This is a genomic window from Aquabacterium sp., assembly GCF_041909175.1.
Lineage (GTDB): Bacteria > Pseudomonadota > Gammaproteobacteria > Burkholderiales > Burkholderiaceae_C > Aquabacterium.
Map to the genome: position 1 here is coordinate 1 of NZ_JAYRDZ010000014.1, position 18,081 is coordinate 18,081.

An 18,081-nucleotide genomic window follows, 5' to 3' on the forward strand; every position below is an offset into this window, starting at 1 on the left:
ATGAAAACCTCTGAGAACGTCTCTTGAATTGGAGGGAAGTCTGTTGCCTTCATTGGGATCTCGATTGCTTAAGTCTTACGAATGTCTGAGCGCATGTAATGCGTGGCCTAACGTAATTTAGACGTCAATACTGACGCATAACAAAGTGGTTTCAGGCGCAAAGTGAGGCCTAACCCATTAACTACATCAGGGCCTAAGTGCTTGTCGCGCATTGGTTTTTGGCTCTTCAATGGCCATTCCTCCCAGGTTATGCGTCACTTGTTGGTTCAGTAACAAGATGTTCTGCGTAAGCATACGCAGTCCACCAAGGGTGGTCAAACAGCCCACTTCCCTCTTTTGGGGGGCTTGGCGGGCACATGAGCCTCGACGGCACATGTCGGGCTTCATCAAGGTCTGATCTGTGTCATATACCTATGGGGGTATTTTGCTATGCTGAAGCTGTTCACATCACAGTGAGGGTTCAGCATGACGATGGCCAGCGAAGACAGTCAGTCTGCTCATTTGCGGCGTGGCGCGCATTTCGCTGATGCGCTGGAGGATCTCAACGCCCGCATCGGCACGCTAGCACGTGTCCTGGGCGCAGATCTCGCCACCGAGGCTACGGTGCAGCACATTCTGGATCGCACTCATCCATTCTTTGCTCGCCATGCGGCGCTGGATGCGGCAGTGCTGGGGGCTCATGGGCGGCGCATTGCCCGTGAGTGGGAAGAGTTGCGAGGGCTGCTGGCTCTGCGGTGCGACCTCATGGCCAGGATGCTGGCCGAGTTGGGTTTGGACGCCACAAGAGATGTGGCCGAGATCGTTGAGGCGCATCGAGAGCAGGAGGGTTTGAAGCCCGATGCCGATGGCTTCCACCTGCGTCATTTGCTGGATGCCACCCGCAAGTCATGAGCGTGGCACGCACATCACTTTCAGCTTACCGAGGAGACATATCAATATGAGCACGTTTGACCACGCCAGCTTGATGAACGACATCAACGCATGCCTGGGGCCGTTTCGCAAGTCGCAAAGCGAGGCCATGCGGGGCTTTTCTCAGTTGGCCCAGTCTGCAATGGCCGATGGTGCCATTTCAGCCAAGAACAAGGAGTTGATTGCCCTGGCCATCGGGGTCAGTCAGCATTGCTCGGGTTGCATCGGCTTTCATGTGAAGGCGTTGCACAAGCTGGGTGCCACCCGTGCCGAGCTGGAAGAGATGCTCTCGGTCTGTGTTTACATGGGCGGCGGGCCCAACCTGATGTACGCGGCCGAGGCGTTAAAGGCATGGGATGTGATGGCCGAAGTGGCGGCCTGATCTGACTCTCCAGGTTATCAACAAAATCTGTGGATAACCTTGTTGGGAAACGTTGAGGAACTTCACATCCCCCAGGGGAAGCCTTTCATTGCATCAAAAAAAGGCAGCCATTCGGCTGCCTTTTCGTTGGATGGATATCGGCTTGTATCAGTTTGGCTGATCATCGCCCTGGTTGCGTGATTTGCCTCGCTGCCAGGGTGTCTGGCCTGCTTGATTCGGCTGTTGGGCCGTTTGCTGTTGCTGTTGTTGCGGCAGCTGTTGGCGTTCCCGTTCACGACCACGTTCGTTGTTGTTGCGGCTGTTGGCCGTGTCACCGGCTTGCTGTGCAGCCTGCGGTTGGCGCCATTGAGGGGCCTGTTGCGCCTGCTGCTGCGTCGGCTTGCTCGGTGTTTGCACAGCCGGCGCATTGGCGGGCTGCTCGTCTCTTCGGGGCGATGAGATGGGCTTGTTGTTGCTCCGATCGTGGTCACGGTCTCGATCGCGGTCACGATCTCGGTCGGATGACTGGCCTGGCTGGTTGCTCGGCTGCGTTTGCACCGGTTGCTGGGTCTGAGCCGGGCGGCTCGGGCTCACTGGCTGGACCACGGGCGGGCGGGTGTTACCCTGGTTGGGCTGTTGATTTCTGTCCCCGTCTCGGTCGCGGTTGCGATCCTGCTGACCACTGCGGTCATTCCAGCCATGCTGGTCGCGTTGGTCGTCTTGTCGACGTGGCGCGGTCTGTTGCTGGTTGCGGTTCCACTCACTGCCAGGGCGTTGCACGGGCTGTTGAGGCTTCGGCACTGGCTTGAAGAAGTCGCGCTGGAATGGTTCCTTGGGCGCCAGGGGCACCCAGCGTGTCGGGCGGTGGTTGTCATGTTCCTGAACGCGCACCAGGGCTGGCGCAAAGGCGGGGCGGGCGACACGTGGGCCCGGGCACCAGGCCCAGCGGCCACGAACCTGTACCCAGCGGCCATAGTGGAAGGGTGCAAAGCCCCATGGGGCGTCATCCACCCATGTCCAGCCCCAGGGTGCAATCCATGCCCAGTGACCATAGCGGTAAGGTGCCCAGCCGACCACCACCTGGGTGGGGAACCAGACGGCGCCATAGGTGACATCCTGAGACCATTGGCCATAGTTGCCCAGCTGCTCTGCCCCGGTCATTTCAGGCGAGACATAGCGGCTGGCATCTGACTGGTCGAAGGCCCGGTTGCGGCGTTCAGCCCATTCTTCAAAGTTGGTGCTCGACACGCGGTTGGAGATCTGGCTCGAACCGTCGTCTTCATCCAGCGTGAGCTGCTGGCCGCTGTACACGGTGTAGTTGCCACGGCGGCTGTCGACGCGAGCCGAGCCGCTGAACACCTTCACGGTGACAACATGGGCGTGCTCTTTGTAGGCCACGCTGTAGCTACCAGGGCCAGTCCACTGGATGCGGGTGTCGCCTGCGTGGACATACCAGCGCTCGTCACGAGGAAGCTGTCGCACGCGCTGGACGAAATTGCCGTTTTCAAGGTCGATCTCGATGCCGTCATCGTCGAGTTCATCGAAGTCGACTTCGCTGTCGTCATCAATATGGATGCTGGTGCTGCCGATGGTGACCTCGGCCTTGGCGTCGCGGCCTGTCCAGATACCGGTGTTGCTGGTAACCGGCAGGTTCAGGTAGGCCGGCCCCCAGGCAGATTGCTCGTCGGTGTAGGCGTCAACGCGCCCCGAAATGTAGCTGAGGCGGCCGACTCGGGCCGGGCCATCGTAGTCGTTGTCGTAGTCGCGGGCCATGACGGCCTGGTCGGTCGCGCAGCCGACCAGAGCCAGCGTGACGAAGACGAGGTGTGCGGCACGAGACCGGAAACGGATGGTGAGCATCTGGCGTTCGCTCCTGAATGCAAGTAGGTTAGGAGAAAACGCCCGCCGTACACGGCTGGTTGACCTGCGTGTGTGAGGGGGTGTATCAGCCCCGCAGTCGACCCAGCAGTTGTTCGGCTTCCATCGAGGCTTGCTGTTGACCGTGTTCGTCGGTCAGGCAGGCCAGATCACGCAGGGACATGCTCAGGTTCATCAACCCGTCGCGCAGGTTGAACAACGCCGCTTGCATCTCCAGCAACTGCTTGCGCGCTTGCTCGGAACGGTCGTCGTTGTGCATGGTGGTACTCCATTCCTTTCGTGATGAGAAACAGCAGGCACCGCTGCCCACGAAAGGAAAGAGACGCCGGTGTGACAATGACTTTACGCCCATCAATAGAGGCCAGCGAGCGCCCGTTTGAGGGGTTTTGTGAGCAAGCAGCTAAACTGATTGCACACTGTGACAAACCCGAAGTTGGAGCACGCGGATGGCAGATTTTCCTGAAGACATTTACACCGAGCCGAAGGGTCTGGATGTCGACACGTTGAAGAACCTGGGGCCATTGAGTGGCATGGCTGGCATCTGGGAAGGTGTGCGTGGTCTGGATGTGAAGCCCAAGGCAGATGGCCCACGCAAGCAGGCTTATGTCGAACGGATTGAACTGCAGCCCATTGACCCACAGACCAACGGGCCTCAGGTCTATTACGGTCTGCGTTATCACACCCACGTGACCAAGCCTGAGCAGGTCAAGACTTATCACGACCAGGTTGGCTACTGGCTGTGGGAGCCGGCTACCGAGACGGTGATCCACACGCTCACCATTCCGCGTGCGCAGGTGGTGATGGCGTCGGGCAAGGCGTCAGCAGATGCCCGCTCGTTCGAGCTGGTGGCGACAAAGGGCGCTGAGTCGAACGGCATCTGTTCGGCGCCGTTCCTGCTGCATGCTTTTGACACGGTGGAGTTCCGTATCAAGGTGACCGTCCATGACGATGGCACCTGGTCTTATGACGAGGACACCGTCATGCGCATTCGCGGGCAAGAGGAGTTGTTCCACCACACGGACCGCAATACCTTGCACAAGGTCGGTGAGGCCACCCCCAACCCTCTGGCCTTGCAGGCCAAGGGCTAAGGGCTAAGGGGGCAGGAACGGGTCAGCGGTTGCTTTCTGCCACGATGACCCACTGATCAGCCTGCTTCTTCCAGGTCAGCACCTTGGTCGTGTGGTCCTGGTAGGTGGCGTGGTTGTAGGTTTGGTCAAAGGTGGTGATGACCTGATCGTCGCGCCGTTCAGCCGAGATGTTGCTCAGCTTGATCTCAATGGTGCCGTCTTTGCTCAACGCGCGCTGGCGGCTGGCCTGCCATTGGGCATGGGTGCTGGCCTTGGGGGCAAAGTCGCTGCTGTAGAAGCTCAGGTACTTTGCCACATCCTTGGCTTGCCAGGCTGCGACCCAGGCACGCAGGCGGTCAGCCACCACATGGGTATTGGGTGGGGTGGCGCTGCTCGGGGCCGGTGTGGCAGGCGTGTCGGTTGCTGGCGTCGGGGCTGTCGCTGGACGGGCAGCACCTTCGAGTTTGGTGGCTTCGGCAGCCAGGCGATCACGGTTGACTTCAGGCAACTCGATCACCGTGGCCGGGCAGCGCTGGGCGCCGTCTTCCCCGGTCGCTTGGGATGAGGTCTCGTTGTTCTGGCCCTGGCTCAGCCCCAGCACCGTGGTGAGCGAGCTTTGGGCGGCTTGCGTGCGGGCGTAAGCCAGTTGCAGATCAAACTCCGCATTGGCATAAGAGCGCTTGGCGGTGTAGAGCTCGTTTTCAGCGTTCAGCAGGTCCAGCAGGCTGCGCTGACCAATGTCGAACTGCTGGCGGTAGGCGTTGCGCGTCTTTTCAATGGCCAGCACGTTGCGGTCAAGGGCCAGCAACTGGTCTTTCAGTTTTTGGATGTCGTTGTACGCAATGGAAGCTGTCTGACGCACATCGCGGCAGGCCTTGTCCCGGTCATCGGCGGCCTGGTTGATCAGGTCGGCATATTGACGTGCACGGGCGCGGTCGGAGCCGCCGTTGAACAGATTCCAGTTCAAGACCAGCTCGGCGACCGTTTCGCGTCGCATGTCCTGGTTGGTGTCGTAGTTGTGACCCACGCCAGAGCGGATGCGGGCTTCAACGGTCGGCTGGTAGGCCGCCTCCTGGCGTTGCGCCTGCAGGCGCGCTGCGCGCATGTTTTCAACGGCAGCCTCCACGGTCGGGCTGACTGCGACGGCCTGGTTGGTCATCTCGGTCTGCGTAGCGGCCAGGCCTCTGTCCAGGCCGGTTGGCGCAGGCATGTCTTTGGCAGGCGCTTCGCCCACCACCCGCAGGTAGCGGGTGCTGACGTCGTGCAGGTTGGCGACTTCGGTTGTCAGGTTCGAGTCGGCCAAGGCCAGCCGTGCGTTAGCTTGCTCGAAGTCGACACCGCGACCCACACCCGCTTTGACCTTCGATTGCAGCTGCCCTTGCACATACTTGTGCTGGATGTAGTTGTCTTCGGCCAGATCAACCAGCTTGCGGTAGCGCAGCACATCCAGATAGGCGCGCGCGGCTTCGAGGGATGCGTCCTGGGTGGCTTGCAGGAATTCAAAGTACCGGGTCAGGCGGGCGTGGCCCATGCGCTCGACCTCGTGCCGGGTGGCCAGGCCATCCCACAGCATCTGCTTGGCCGAAATCGAGATGCCGGTAGCCGAGAAGTCTTTGGCGCTGGTGCTGCCGGAGTAGCCTTCGCTGACCCGGCCAGCGCGCCCATCGACATCTACGCGTGGGAAATAGCCGCCACGCGCGACATCCACTTCATTGGTGGCCGCACGCAGGGCATTCAGGCGAGCGGTGACGTCTGGGTTGCTGTCGATGGCTTTTTGAGCTGCTGCGCTCAAGCCCGTTGTGGGGGTGGTTTGGGCGACGCTGTTGAAAGTTGCCACAGCCAGGGTGATGGCGGTCAGGCAGAGTTGGAACTGCACGGATTTCATGCTCGACCTTGTCTCTCTTGTGTTCGGGTGTCCGGATAGCCTAAGGCGAAACCCTGGGATTCTGTCACCAATTGTTTCAAAAGGGGTCCCCGGGTCGCGGGGTTTTTCACGATTTGGTTGGAGATGTACAGATTAGGTCAAGTTTTGCATGAATCCGCCGATTCAAGCCCATCGGTGTCCGAATGCCATCATTTGTCCTTACCCTTTGGTCGGTTCCTCCTGCTCGTGCCATGTTGTGTGTGGTACGTGCATTGGCGATCGCATGTACCGGTCGGGGCGCTCTGGTTGCTGGCAGGCTTGTTTTGTGCGCCGCGGTGCTGCTTTTGCTTGGCCGTGGCGATGCCTGGGAATCTCAGCGCTTGCTGGGGGCGGCTCAGAAGATGGGGCCCGCCACGTTGGTTCAGGCGCAAGCCATGGTCCAAATGATTGCCGATGCGGCCAATGAGCCTGACAACGCCCGGCTCAAAACCGTCAATGCGTTTTTCAACCGCCGCATCGAATACCGGGATGACCGTGATGTGTGGGGTGTGCCCGACTACTGGGCAACACCGCTGGAGTCGCTTGGCAAGGGCGCGGGTGATTGCGAAGACTACGCCATAGCGAAGTACCTGGCGCTCATTGCTGCAGGAACGCCGCCGGCGCGCATGCGGCTGGTGTATGTGCGCGCCGATCTGGGGGGCAGTGCCGTCGCCCACATGGTGCTGGCGTACTATGCAGAGCCGAATGGCGAACCGGTCATTCTGGATAATCTGATCAGCGAGATTCGGCCGGCTTCGCGTCGACCCGATCTGGCGCCGGTCTTCAGTTTCAATGCAGAGGGTCTTTGGCAGGGGGTGACGGGCGCCTCCGCGGGAGACCCTGTGGCACGCTTGTCGCGCTGGCGAGATCTGCTGGCCAAGGTGCGTGCCGAAGGATGGTGGTGATTCATATGGGAGCCGAGACCCCATGTCTCTGATTCGACAAATCTGGGTGTTGCTGCTGGCAACCTTGCTGATGGCCTTCATGGGCAGCTTTGCTGTGTGGATGGCCTCGTCCAGGGGCTACGTTGAGACCCAGTTAAGGGTCAAGAACGCCGATAACGCACAGGCGCTGGCTTTGACCTTGTCGCAGCAAAAGGGCGATCAGGCGTTGATGGAGCTGGCTGTGGCGGCGCAGTTCGACACGGGCTATTACCAGCGCATTGTGTTGAAAGACCCTGCCGGACAGGTGATCGCCGAGCACGAGGCTGACCCGTCTGTGTCCCGCCCACGTGCGCCGCAGTGGTTCATGCAGCTGGTCCCGATCGAATCGGCGCCGGGGTTGGCCCAGGTGTCAGACGGATGGCGTGCGCTCGGTTCGGTCGAGGTGGTCAGCCACTCTGCCTATGCCTATGACCAGCTGTGGTCAGGCACGATGCGCACCTTGGTGTGGCTGCTGGGCCTGGGCGTGCTGGCTGGTGTGGTGGCCACTTTGGGTGTCCGCCGTATCCGCAGACCACTGGACGCCACCGTGGGGCAGGCGCAGGCCTTGATGGAGCGGCGCTTCATCACGGTGGAAGAGCCCAACGTGCCTGAGCTGGCCCGCTTGAGTCAGGCCATGAATGCGGTGGTCGAGCGCTTGCGCTTCCAGTTTGACGAGCAGGCGTTTCAGGTGGAGCAGCTTCGCCAGGAGGCGCATTGCGATGCCTTGACCGGTTTGTCGAACCGCACGCACTTCATGGCGCAGTTGCAGGCAGCCCTGGCTGATGACGAAGGCTCGGGGCGTGGCTCTCTCTACATGATCCGCGTGGTCGATCTGGGCGCCGTCAACCGGGTGATGGGGCACCGACAGACCGACGTGCTGCTGCAAAAGCTGGCAGCGGTGCTGAAGGAAGTGTCGGTGGGTGTGCCCGGTGTGGCCACTGGCCGGCTCAATGGGGGCGATTTCGCGGTTTGCCTGACCAGTTCGGATGTGCCGCTGCCCGATGCAGAGCACTTTGCGGATGCCATCAAGCGTGCTTTTGTCGAGATGGCGGTGGATGCCTCCGTGGTGCTGGGTACCACCCGCTGGGAGCGGGGTACCCCGATGGCCCAGGTGCTGGCGGCAGCTGACTCGGCCTTGGCCCGCGCCGAGTGCCGTGGCGCGTTTGCTGTGGAGCGGGTGGGCCTGGGCCTCAGCGAGGCCCGTGTCCTGGGCGAAGACGAATGGCGTCAACGCCTGAGCGATGCCTTGAGCCAGCAGCGGATCCGTCTGACGGGCTTCCCGGTGCTGGGGCGCCGCTCTGAGCTGGTGCACCTGGAGTGCCCGATGCGCATGCAGTTGGAGCCTTCTGGCGCGTTCGAGTCGGCAGCCTTGTGGTTGCCCATGGCCTTGCGCTGCAAGCTGACAGCCCGCATTGACGAGGCTGCTGCATCGCTGGCGCTGGCGCAAATTGCGCAAGATGGTCGGCCGCGTGGAGTCAATGTGGCGCCGGCATCGCTGGCTGACAGCGGTTTCGTGCCACGTTTGCGTGCCTTGCTGACTGCTGCACCTGGGGCCGCGAGCCATTTGTGGCTGGAGGTGGCCGAGGTGGCTGCGGTCGACCGCTTCGAGTTGGTACGCGAGCTGTGCAAGCAGCTCCGTCCGCTGGGGGTGAAAATCGGCCTGGAGCACGCGGGTGAGCGTCTGGCGCGCATCGAGTTCCTGTTCGAGGCCGGGCTGGACTACATCAAGCTGGACGCGTCCGTGGTGCAGGGGGTGTCCCTTGACCCTGCCCGCGCGGCGTTTGTGTCACGCACGGTGAGCATGTTGCACAGCCTGGGGCTGCATGTTTATGCCGAAGGCGTGTCTGACGAGCTGGATCTGTCTGCCCTGATGGACTGCGGTATCGATGGTGTCACCGGTCCCGCAGTCAAGCTGCCTAGTTGATCAGCGCTCGGTCATGGCGTAAGCCTTGGCCCTGAGCACTGGCTTCAGGAGGTAGGACAGCACGGACTTCTTGCCCGTGAGGATGTCCACCTCGGCCGTCATGCCGGGGATGATGGGCATCTTCTCGCTGAAATTGCTCTTGTGCGTGCGCACCCGCACCACGTAGTAGGTGTTCTGACCGCGTTCGTCGGTCACCGTGTCCGGGCTGATGTTTTCCACCACGGCGTCCAGGCCGCCATAGATGGAAAAGTCGTAGGCGGTGAGCTTGACGGTGGCCGCTTGCCCAGGGTGAATGAAGGCGATGTCACGCGGTTGCACGCGGGCCTCCAGTACCAGGGCGTCGTCCAGCGGCACGATTTCAACAATGTCCTTGCCGGGCTGGACCACACCGCCCACCGTGTTCGCCAGCAGGCGCTGCACACGCCCCCGGACAGGTGACTTCACCTGGGACTTGTCCACCTTGTCCGCCAGCGCCACGGCACCTTCGCTCATGGCATTGAGCTTGATCGACACGTCGGACAGTTCCTTGCGGGCGTCATTGCGGAACTGCAGTTCGGTTTCCTGGATCTTGCGCTGGGCTTCCCCGATGGCAGCCATCACCCGGCCACTCTGGGCCGCGGCTTGTTCCATGTCGCCTCTGGCGCGGGTGACATCCCGCTCAAGCCGCAAGATTTCCACTTCGGACACCGCGCCAGAAGCCAGCAGCGGGCGGGTTTTGTTCAGCTCTTGTTGGGACAGATCCAGCGAACGGGCTGCTGCATCACGCCGTGCACGGGTTTCGGTCAACTCCTGCTGGCGCTGCATCAGTTGTTGCTGGTTGATGGACACCATGGCGGACAGTTCGGCCCGCTTGTTGTCATAGAGCTGGCGCTCTTCATCGACCACGCGCTGGTCTTCAGGGCTGTCCAAGTCGGCCACAGGCGGCATGAAGGTGGTGCCTTCGGCCAATGCTTTCAGGCGAGCCATGCGCACGCGCAGCGCAAAGGTCTGGGCTTCGCTTTCCTTCATGCCTGAAGACGCGCGGGTTTCATCAATTTTCAGCAGCAACTGGCCCGCTTCGACCTGTTGGCCTTCCTTGACCAGGATCTGCGACACCACGCCGCCATCTAGCGATTGCACGATCTGCAACTGGCGTGACGGGATCACCTTGGCATCACCCTTGGTGACTTCATCGATTTGGGCAATGGCCGACCAGACCAGCAGCCCCATCGTCACAATCAGTGCCGTGCGCACCAGCGTCTGGGCGCGGTAGGTCTGCTGAGTCGACATCACGGCGTCGACTTCCTGCTCGAAGGCGGGCATGCCGGCCTCGACCGCCACGGTGGGGGTGACACGGGGGCCGGCGAGTTTGTCGAGCACCTTGTCGGTAAACGGGGCGATGCGAACCCGGATCGATTCCAGCGCGGCCATCGAGATCTGACCGAGCTTCATGAGCTTGTTCATGTTCATGGTGTGGCTCCTGTCAGGATGCGCGGGCAATGCGGCCAGAGGACAAGGCCTGCATGATCTGGTCACGCGGGCCATCGGCCACGACCTTGCCCTGGTCGATCACGATGACGCGATCCACAAAGGACAGCATGGACGTACGGTGGGTGACCAGCACCACGGTCTTGCCCGTGCAGAAGGCCTTCATGCGCTGGGTCACGAAGGCTTCGGTGGAGAAGTCCATGGCGCTGGTGGGTTCGTCCAGCAGCAAGATGGGCGCGTTGTGCAGGATGGCCCGTGCAATGCCGACACCCTGGCGCTGGCCGCCCGAGAGCAACTCGCCGCGTTCGCCCACCTGCATGTGGAAGCCTTCCGGGTGACGGTGGACCATCTCGCTCAGGCCAGCCTGGTCGGCGGCAGAGACGATGGCGTCATCCTGTGCATGGGGCATCCCGAAGGTGATGTTGTCGCGCAGCGTGCCGTAGAAGAGGTTCACGTCCTGCGAGACATAGCCCACATTGCGGCGGACGTCGGCCGGGTCCAGCTGGCGCAGGTCGATGCCGTCGATCAGCACCGCCCCTTCGGCTGGCCGGTAGAGCCCCATGATCAGCTTCTGCAGGGTGGTCTTGCCCGAGCCCACCTTGCCGATCAGGGCTACCTTTTCGCCGGGCTGAACCCTAAAGCTCACATCATGCAGGGCCGCATCACGGCGCCCCGGGTAGGCAAAGGAAACGTGGCGGAATTCGATCTCACCCTTGAATTCGCGCCGCTCGATGAAGGTTTTGCCATCGGGGCGCTCGATCTCCTGCGCCATGATCTTGTTGAGCGATTCGAGCGCGGTCCGGGCGCTCTGGTACTGCATCAGCAGCCCGACGATCTGCCCCGCTGGGCCCAGGGCCCGCCCCGCCAGCATCGTGGAGGCGATCAGGCCCCCCATGGTCAGGTCGCGGTTGGCAATGAGGTACACACCGATCACGATGATGCTGACCGACACCACCTGCTGCATCATGCTTGTGAAGTACATGGCGCCCGAAGACAGGCGTCGCATGCGTACATTCAGTGCAGACAGGTACTGGTTGGCGCGCTCCCACCGTGACTGGATGGTGCTTTCTGCCCCCTGGGTCTTGATGGTCTCGATGCCGCTCAAGGCTTCGACCAGCGTCGCATTGCGCTGGGCTGCGGCCTGGTAGGTGGCTTCCGATAGCTCGTGCAGCCGGTGTTGCAGCACATAGCCGGCAATCAGGATGATCGCGAAGATGGCCAGCACCGGCAGGATCAGCCAGGGCGAGATCCAGCCGATGACGACGATGAACAGGATGGCAAACGGCAGATCGATCAATGCCGTCACGGTGCTCGATGCAATGAAGTCGCGCACCTGCTCGAAGCCTCGCAGGTTGGATGCAAACGAGCCGACCGATTGCGGTCGGAACTCCAGGCGCATGCCCAGCACCCGTTCCATCAGGGTGGCCGAGATCTTCAGGTCAATGCGCGCGCTGGCTTCGTCCACGAAATGGCTGCGCATGATGCGGATCAGCAGGTCCGAGCACAGGATCAGCACCACCCCGATGGCCAGGGCCCAGAGCGTTTCCACCGCATGGTTGGGTACCACCCGGTCGTAGACGTTCATGGAGAACATCGGGAAGACCAGGGCGAAGATGTTGATCAGCAGGGCCGCCGACAGCACATCGCGGTACACGAAGCGTTGCGCGAAAACAGCGCTCCAGAACCAGTGCCCTTGTCGGGTGGCGCGCACCTCTGGCGTGCGACCGTCAAAGCGGAAGTAGGGGCGGGCCGACAGCATCACGCCGGTATAGCGGTCAGCAAGTTCTTCCGGTGTGAGGGTGACTTCACCCTGGCCGGTCTGTGGCAACAGCACATGGGCTACACCCTGTGCATCGTGCTTGAGCAGAACGCAGGCCTGCTTGTTTTTGAGCAGCAGGATGGCGGGCAAGGCCTTGGTGTCGATGTCCTTGAGGGCCACACGCTGAACCTTGGCAGCCAGGCCACCGCGGTGGGCGGCTCGTTCGGCCAGATTCAGCGGGAGGGGGCCTTTGGCCACCGGCAAGCCGGCTGACAGGGATGCCCGAGAAGCAGGCAGGCCATGGATGCGGCAGACCTCGATCAGGCAGTCCAGCAACGGGTCCGGTGTAATCAGGTCTTCACGCAGATGAATGTCGTCTGGCGTGGCGGGTGCGGGGGCTTGATCCGAATCGGGTGTGTTCATGGACAGTGTCCGGCGATGTGCAGGGGCTGCACCGGCAGAGCAAGGCCCAAAGAGGCCGACTCAGCGTATATCGGCACAGTGGATGCCGAATTGACCCTCGCGCCGGTCGTCAAAGTAGTTTTGCAGTGTCATGCGGACCGTGCGGAACGCCAATTCGTCCCACGGGATCTCGGCTTGCGTGAAGAGGCGGGCCTCCATCGTTTCCGGTCCGGGGTTGAAGTCGGTGTCGAGCAGCTTGGCACGGTAGAAGAAGTGAACCTGACCGGCTGTCACCACATTGAGCACCGAGTAGAGCCCGAGCACCTGAATGCGCGCACCGGCTTCTTCATCGGTTTCTCGTACGGCACCTTCTTCCGTGGTCTCACCCAGCTCCATGAAGCCAGCAGGCAAGGTCCACAGGCCCTTGCGGGGTTCGATGTTGCGCTTGCAGAGCAAGACTTTGTCTTCCCAGATCGGCAAGGTGCCCACCACGTTCAACGGGTTGACGTAGTGGATGTGCTGGCAGGCCGGACAGACCGCACGTTCGCGGTTGTCGTCAGCGGGAATCCGGTATTCAACCCGGGTGCCACACACCTGGCAGTGCTCGATTCGGCGTGAGAAAAACATGCCGCCAGTGTAGGGCATGAAGGACAGCAGATTCAGCGCTGGCGAGCAACTTCGTGGGCATCGAGCGCCAGTACCCAGGGGGCAAAGACTTCCAGTACGCGCAAGGGTTGTCCGCTGCGCCAGAACACGGAACTGCGGGCCCACAAGGGCGTTTGGCCAGGTCGGTCGTGCGGGGCGAATGGTTGCCACTGTGTTTGCAGATGGCTCATGGCCAGACTGTGGCGTTTCGGGTGATGCGATTGCAGCGGGTCGCGGCAGACATGGCGCCGCTGAAACAGCAGTTCGGCCAGGGGCCTGCAACCCAGGCCCAACAAGGCCTTCCAGGGGCCGCGCAAGGCACGGTGCGGTGTGGTGCTGCGTGCCCAGACGGCAGGTCGGCCGTCGATGCGCAAGATCACTTCCCGCACATGGCCATTGGGCTGACACAAGTCGCGCGACTCGATCGGCCACAGCCGACGACTGCCCTGAAACAGCACGACCACATCGACATGGCCGTGGGCCCGCAGGCGAGCAGTCAGGGAGCCGGGAGCGGTCAGCCAGGCCTGCGCGCGCGGGTCAACCGGCCGGACAGGGCGGGGCGCGCGTGGACGCGATGAACGAGCAGGGCGGACGGCTGTGCGACGAGGTAGCATCGGGGCGCGATGATATCCCTGACTTCACCTTCCTGGCCAGCTGATTGGCTGCACCCCGACATGGGCCCCGGTGTGGGCGCGGTCATGACGACCCGTCGCTGGGTGGGGGCCGGCAGCACTGCACCCTACGATGCCTTCAACCTGGGCAGCCATGTGGGGGATCGGCTGGATGATGTGCTGGCGAACCGTGCCGCCTTGGCCGGGCTGACCGAAGCCGGTGCCGTCTGGATGCAGCAGGTGCATGGCCACGATGTGCTTCGACTCACTGCGCACGATGCGGGGCGAGTGGACGAACCCGTCGCCGATGGGGCGCTGACAACCGAGCCTGGTGTGGTCTGCACGGCCATGGTGGCTGATTGCCTGCCCGTGTTGGTGGCGGCGCCCGATGCCCGTGGTGTGGCCGCTTTGCATGCGGGCTGGCGAGGGCTGGCTGGTGCGGGCGTCATGGCGGGGCGGGGCATTCTGGAAACAGGGGTCGCGGCACTGTGCGAGGCAGCCTCGGTAGACCCCGTCGACCTGCGGGTGTGGTTGGGGCCCTGTATTGGCCCGACCGCCTTCGAGGTGGGGGCTGATGTGCTGATCGGTTTCGGAGCCGATCCGGCTGAGCCCCATGCCCATTTCAAGCCAGTGCGTGGCGCTGATGGCGTGCCTCGGTGGCTGGCTGACTTGCCTGGTCTCGCGAGAGACCGTCTGGCGGTGCTCGGCGTTCAGCAGGTCAGTGGAGGAGCGCTGTGCACCGTCAGCGACAGTTCACGGTTCTTTTCTTATCGGCGGGAGCGGGTCACCGGTCGGCAGGCCGCCTGTATCTGGCTGCTCGACTGATGGCGTCGTGTCGGCAGGCGTCACTTCGCGTTCCAACTGTTCCTGAGCCAGCCGCGCCTTGCGTCGCAGCGGCGTTCCCAGCACATACATCAGCAGCCCCAGTGGCACCACGCCATAGAAGAGCAGGGTGACGATGCCACCCAGCACGGATCCGGGCGTGCCGAAGGCTTCCACAAGGGCGGCGATGACGACGACGAACATCCAGCCGATGGCGATGATCCACATCCACATGACCTAGGGTTTTCCTTAATTTGGTGGGTTTGGGGCCTGAAGTTTGCTTGATATTGTCCGTGGCTCAACGACACTGTGCATTGATTGCAGCAACATGGAACTGTCAAATTCCCGCTGCATGATCCAAACAGACAAGCAAGGAGAGATATGTCAGTCACTACCCGTTCTCGCACCAGAAAAACCACAAGCAAGAGCGAGAAGAAGGGGCCAGAAACGGCCAGCACGACAGAAGCCGTGCAGGAAGACCCCAAACTGGCCGCACTGACCCACAGCATGGGCGAGGCCTTGCAGTCGATGGCCGGTCTGAGTGTGCCGGTCGAGCAATGGTCGCAGATCCAGCAGGACTACCTGCAGCAGGCCACAGCCCTGTGGAATCAGGCCCTGGAAAAGCCGGATCAGTTGCACCCGAGCGATCGCCGCTTCGCTGCGCCTGAGTGGAGCAGCAACCCAGCAAGCGCCTTCATGGCGTCGATGTACCTGCTCAATGCCCAGACGCTCAAGCGCATGGCCGACAGCGTCACAGGGGGTGATCTCAAGTCGCGCGAGCGCATCCGTTTCGCGGTCCAGCAGTGGGTGGACGCGGCTTCGCCCTCCAACTACCTGGCCCTGAACCCCGAGGCCCAGAAGAAGGCGCTCGATACCCATGGTGAGAGCCTGACACAAGGCATGCAACTGCTGCTCAACGACATCCGTCAAGGGCATGTCTCTCAGACCGACGAGTCGGTTTTCGAGGTGGGACGCAATGTGGCCACCACCGAAGGGGCGGTGGTCTACGAAAACCCCTTCTTCCAACTGATCGAATACAAGCCTTTGACGGCCAAGGTCTACGAGCGGCCTTTCCTGCTGGTGCCGCCCTGCATCAACAAGTACTACATCCTCGATCTGCAGCCGGACAACTCCCTGATCCGCTATGCGGTCTCGCAAGGCCACCGCGTGTTCGTGGTCAGCTGGGTCAATGCCGACGAAAGCCTGGAGAAGGCCTCGTGGGATGACTACATCGAGCAAGGCGTGATGAAGGCCATGTCGGTGGTGCAGGACATCAGCGGGTCTCAACGGATCAACGCACTGGGTTTCTGCATTGGCGGCACCTTGGTCGCCACAGCGGCGGCGGTGCTGGCGCGCCGAGGCGAGAAGCCGCTGGCCAGCCTGACCCTGCTGACGGCCTTCCTTGATTTCTGCAACACCGGCACGCTGGATCTGTTTGTTGACGAGCCCATGGTGCAGTTGCGCGAGGTGACCATTGGCGAGCGCGGTCCGCAAGGCGGCGGTCTGATGAAGGGCAGCGAGCTGGCTGCCACTTTCTCGTTCCTGCGCGCCAACGACCTGGTATGGAACTATGTGGTGGGCAACTACCTCAAAGGGGAAAAGCCGCCGGCATTCGACCTCTTGTACTGGAATGCCGACAGCACGAACCTGCCGGGCCCCATGTACTGCTGGTATCTGCGTAACACCTATCTGGAAAACAACCTGGTCAAGCCCGATGCCGTGACCGTGTGCGGTGAGCCGTTGGACCTGCGCCTGCTGGACATGCCCACCTTCATTTATGGCTCGCGCGAAGACCACATCGTGCCGTGGGACAGCGCTTATGCCTCAACCCGCGTGGTCAGCGGCCCGAAGACATTCGTGCTGGGTGCTTCCGGGCATATCGCAGGGGTCATCAACCCGCCAGAAAAGCGCAAGCGCAGTTTCTGGACGACACCCGAAGGCCAGGCCCTGCCAGCTACCGCGCAGGCATGGATGGCCACGGCAGAAGAACACCCCGGCAGCTGGTGGACCACCTGGTCGACCTGGCTGGCGGATCAGGGCGGTGCCCAGGTGGCCGCACCCAAGCAGTTGGGGAGCCGGCAGTATCCGGTGATCGAGCCGGCACCCGGTCGCTACGTCCTTCGCAAGGTCTGAGCCCACAAGGCGCGGGCCCTTTTTTCTCGACAGATTGCACCCACATAAGGAGCTAACCATGACTGACATCGTGATCGTTGCCGCCGCGCGGACGGCCGTAGGCAAATTCGGCGGAACCCTGGCCAAGAGCCCGGCCGCGGAGTTGGGTGCGTTGGTCATTCAGGATCTGCTCAAGCGCACGGGCTTGCCGGGTGATCAGATCAGCGAAGTGATCCTGGGTCAGGTGCTGCAAGCAGGTTGTGGTCAGAACCCGGCGCGCCAGGCCGTGATCAAGGCCGGTTTGCCGCAGGCCGTGCCGGCCATGACCATCAACAAGGTCTGTGGTTCTGGCCTCAAGGCTGTGATGCTGGCTGCACAAGCCATCCGTGATGGCGATGCCGAAGTGGTGATTGCCGGTGGTCAGGAAAACATGAGCCTGTCGCCGCACGTGCTGCCTGCTTCGCGCGATGGTCAGCGCATGGGCAATTGGCAACTGGTTGACTCGATGATCAACGACGGCCTGTGGGACGTCTACAACCAGTACCACATGGGCATCACCGCTGAGAATGTGGCCAAGAAGTACGGCATCAGCCGCGAAGAGCAGGATGCGCTGGCGCTGGCTTCCCAGCACAAGGCCATTGCCGCGATTGACGGTGGGCGCTTCAAGGATGAAATCGTGCCGGTGGTGATCCCACAGCGCAAAGGCGATCCGCTGGTGTTTGACACCGACGAATACCCGAACCGCAAGACAACCGCTGAAGCGCTGGCTGGCTTGCGCCCGGCCTTTGACAAGACCGGCTCGGTGACGGCTGGCAATGCATCCGGCATCAATGACGGGGCCGCTGCCGTGATGGTGATGTCTGCTGCCAAGGCGCAACAGTTGGGCCTCAAGCCCATGGCCCGTATCGCTTCCTACGCCAATGCCGCGCTCGACCCCGCCTACATGGGCATGGGCCCCGTTCCCGCGTCGCGCCGTGCGCTGGAGCGTGCTGGCTGGAAGCCTGCCGATCTGGACCTGCTGGAGATCAACGAAGCCTTTGCTGCGCAGGCATGTGCCGTGCATAAGGAAATGGGCTGGGACACCAGCAAGGTCAACGTGAACGGTGGCGCGATTGCCATTGGTCACCCGATCGGTGCTTCCGGCTGCCGGATTTTGGTGACGCTGCTGCATGAGATGCAAAAGCGCGACGCCAAGAAGGGGATCGCTTCCCTTTGCATTGGGGGGGGGATGGGGGTTGCCCTGACAGTCGAACGCTGATTAAGGGCTTACGCTCAACCACATTAACGATGTTCATTTA

At 62.0% G+C, this 18,081-nt stretch carries 16 protein-coding genes; 8 read left to right on the forward strand and 8 right to left on the reverse strand.

Annotated features, from left to right (window positions below):
• Nucleotides 1-465 precede the first annotated feature (465 nt).
• Both ACE3PH_RS15345 and ACE3PH_RS15350 read left to right on the forward strand, forming a co-directional pair.
• Nucleotides 466-891 carry a hypothetical protein gene (locus tag ACE3PH_RS15345; RefSeq protein ID WP_374320650.1) on the forward strand — a complete coding sequence of 142 codons (426 nt, stop codon included), beginning with the start codon at nt 466-468 and terminating at the stop codon, nt 889-891.
• 46 nt (nt 892-937) lie between these two features.
• Nucleotides 938-1,291 (forward strand): carboxymuconolactone decarboxylase family protein, encoded by a 354-nt coding sequence (locus ACE3PH_RS15350; RefSeq protein WP_374320652.1) that lies wholly within the window; start codon nt 938-940, stop codon nt 1,289-1,291.
• 147 nt (nt 1,292-1,438) lie between these two features.
• On the opposite strand, the gene ACE3PH_RS15355 is transcribed toward ACE3PH_RS15350, so the two are convergent.
• Both ACE3PH_RS15355 and ACE3PH_RS15360 read right to left on the reverse strand, forming a co-directional pair.
• Nucleotides 1,439-3,130, reverse strand: coding sequence for a DUF6600 domain-containing protein (locus ACE3PH_RS15355; protein WP_374320654.1), 1,692 nt, complete (start codon nt 3,128-3,130; stop codon nt 1,439-1,441).
• Between the two features lie 85 nt (nt 3,131-3,215).
• A complete protein-coding gene (locus ACE3PH_RS15360) occupies nt 3,216-3,407 on the reverse strand; it encodes a hypothetical protein (RefSeq protein ID WP_374320656.1) in 192 nt (63 codons plus the stop codon).
• Nucleotides 3,408-3,594: 187 nt separating this feature from the next.
• On the opposite strand from ACE3PH_RS15360, the gene ACE3PH_RS15365 reads away from it, so the two are divergent.
• The gene (locus ACE3PH_RS15365) at nt 3,595-4,236 is read left to right on the forward strand and encodes an FABP family protein (RefSeq protein WP_374320658.1); all 642 of its coding nucleotides are present in this window, start codon (nt 3,595-3,597) and stop codon (nt 4,234-4,236) included.
• A 22-nt stretch (nt 4,237-4,258) separates the two neighbouring features.
• Here ACE3PH_RS15365 and ACE3PH_RS15370 read toward each other — a convergent pair whose 3' ends face one another.
• Nucleotides 4,259-6,100: a TolC family outer membrane protein gene (locus ACE3PH_RS15370; protein WP_374320660.1), complete on the reverse strand. Its 1,842-nt coding sequence runs from the start codon at nt 6,098-6,100 to the stop codon at nt 4,259-4,261.
• Between the two features lie 314 nt (nt 6,101-6,414).
• Between ACE3PH_RS15370 and ACE3PH_RS15375 the strand changes: the two genes are divergently transcribed.
• Together ACE3PH_RS15375 and ACE3PH_RS15380 are read left to right on the forward strand one after the other, a co-directional pair.
• Entirely contained in the window at nt 6,415-7,023 is a 609-nt protein-coding gene (locus ACE3PH_RS15375) for a transglutaminase-like cysteine peptidase (RefSeq protein WP_374320662.1), read from the forward strand.
• A 22-nt stretch (nt 7,024-7,045) separates the two neighbouring features.
• Entirely contained in the window at nt 7,046-8,965 is a 1,920-nt protein-coding gene (locus ACE3PH_RS15380; RefSeq protein ID WP_374320664.1) for a LapD/MoxY N-terminal periplasmic domain-containing protein, read from the forward strand.
• Here the strand turns inward: ACE3PH_RS15380 and ACE3PH_RS15385 are convergent, their stop codons facing one another.
• From ACE3PH_RS15385 to ACE3PH_RS15400, 4 genes are read right to left on the reverse strand one after another with little or no spacing between them, the layout of a single operon-like run.
• Complete coding sequence (locus ACE3PH_RS15385) at nt 8,966-10,414, reverse strand: HlyD family type I secretion periplasmic adaptor subunit (protein ID WP_374320665.1); 1,449 nt, start codon at nt 10,412-10,414, stop codon at nt 8,966-8,968.
• Between the two features lie 13 nt (nt 10,415-10,427).
• Nucleotides 10,428-12,614, reverse strand: a complete 2,187-nt coding sequence (locus ACE3PH_RS15390; protein ID WP_374320667.1) for a type I secretion system permease/ATPase — start codon at nt 12,612-12,614, stop codon at nt 10,428-10,430.
• 60 nt (nt 12,615-12,674) lie between these two features.
• Nucleotides 12,675-13,220 (reverse strand): NUDIX hydrolase, encoded by a 546-nt coding sequence (locus ACE3PH_RS15395; protein ID WP_374320766.1) that lies wholly within the window; start codon nt 13,218-13,220, stop codon nt 12,675-12,677.
• Between the two features lie 32 nt (nt 13,221-13,252).
• Nucleotides 13,253-13,852: a chorismate lyase gene (locus ACE3PH_RS15400; protein WP_374320668.1), complete on the reverse strand. Its 600-nt coding sequence runs from the start codon at nt 13,850-13,852 to the stop codon at nt 13,253-13,255.
• A 9-nt stretch (nt 13,853-13,861) separates the two neighbouring features.
• Between ACE3PH_RS15400 and pgeF the strand changes: the two genes are divergently transcribed.
• Entirely contained in the window at nt 13,862-14,674 is an 813-nt protein-coding gene (pgeF, locus tag ACE3PH_RS15405) for a peptidoglycan editing factor PgeF (RefSeq protein ID WP_374320670.1), read from the forward strand.
• Here the strand turns inward: pgeF and ACE3PH_RS15410 are convergent.
• The gene (locus ACE3PH_RS15410; protein ID WP_374320672.1) at nt 14,603-14,905 is read right to left on the reverse strand and encodes a hypothetical protein; all 303 of its coding nucleotides are present in this window, start codon (nt 14,903-14,905) and stop codon (nt 14,603-14,605) included. The genes pgeF and ACE3PH_RS15410 overlap by 72 nt on opposite strands.
• 273 nt (nt 14,906-15,178) lie before the next feature.
• Between ACE3PH_RS15410 and ACE3PH_RS15415 the strand changes: the two genes are divergently transcribed.
• Nucleotides 15,179-16,804 carry a PHA/PHB synthase family protein gene (locus ACE3PH_RS15415; protein ID WP_374320767.1) on the forward strand — a complete coding sequence of 542 codons (1,626 nt, stop codon included), beginning with the start codon at nt 15,179-15,181 and terminating at the stop codon, nt 16,802-16,804.
• A gap of 58 nt (nt 16,805-16,862) precedes the next feature.
• On the forward strand, nt 16,863-18,041 hold the full coding sequence (locus tag ACE3PH_RS15420; protein WP_374320674.1) for an acetyl-CoA C-acetyltransferase: 1,179 nt from the start codon (nt 16,863-16,865) through the stop codon (nt 18,039-18,041).
• The last annotated feature ends 40 nt before the right edge of the window (nt 18,042-18,081 follow it).